General features: G+C 42.4%; 1 protein-coding gene. It reads left to right on the top strand.

Annotated features, from left to right (window positions below; genetic code table 11):
* The coding region (locus NF867_RS18250) for a transposase (RefSeq protein ID WP_252589845.1) at nt 1-1091 on the top strand (1091 nt) is incomplete at both ends.

Raw genomic sequence — 1091 nt, 5'->3', positions numbered from 1 at the left:
CGCCTTGCAAGGATTTACTCGCTTGTTAAAAGAGGCCGGTTATATTCAAGGACAAACAGTGAGCATTGATGGCACTAAAATAAGGGCCAATGCCAGTCTTTCGGTGGACATAGACAGTATTTACAAACGTATTGAAGACATCGACTTACAGCTTTCTACCTACTTACAAGAATTGGAACAAGCGGATAGTGCAGAGCAGGAGTTGGAATTATTGGAAGCAAAGAAAACAGTCCTTCAAACTCAGATAGTTGCCTTGCAGCAAGAACTGGAACTGCTTTCGGCCCAGAAAAATCAGATGGAAGAACAGGGGCTGAAACGCTTGAATTTAACCGATAAAAATGCCCGTATCATGAAAAGCCGTAATGGCAAACACTTTTGCTATAACGTACAAGTCGCTGTAGATGCCCACCAGCATCTGATTATTTGCAGCGATACCACCAGCCAGGAAAACGACAAAGGATTACTAACTCCAATGGTTGAGCAAACTACCGCAACGATAGGCACTCAGCCTCAAGAAGTTTTGGCCGATGCAGGATATTATGTATTATCTCAGATTGAAAATCTTGAACAAGAACGGAATGTAAACTGTTTCGTGGCCATCAATACCAATAAGCAACAACAAGTAGAAGCCGCAGGCATTGGATTTAAGTATCATGAAGACAAAGATGCTTATGAATGCAGCCAGGGCCAATGGCTTTTCCCTAAATATGGCATTAAAAAGGATACACGGCGAGGAACCCAAGCTCAACTCTACCAAGGGGCTACCTGCACGGACTGTGTAATTCGAAAGCAATGCACGGATTCCTCAGCCCGAAGCATTCACCGATTTTCCAATCAATCCTGGAGAGATGCTTACATAGAGAAAATGAGAAGCCAACAAGGAAAAACCAAACTTCGACAGCGAAAAGCCTTGTCGGAGCATCCTTTTGGTACCATTAAGTATTGGATGGGGCAAATTCCGTTATTGCTCCGTGGTAAAATCAACGTGCAAACCGAAATAAATCTCTATGTGATGGCGTATAACTTTAAACGTTTAACCCAAATTGCAAGATTCGATGAAATTCAACAACTGATCAAAAGGTTCAATTGGA

The sequence above is a fragment of the Solitalea agri genome (genome assembly GCF_023914155.1).
GTDB classification, from domain to species: domain Bacteria; phylum Bacteroidota; class Bacteroidia; order Sphingobacteriales; family Sphingobacteriaceae; genus Solitalea; species Solitalea agri.
This window is presented reverse-complemented; position numbering and strand designations above follow the sequence as displayed.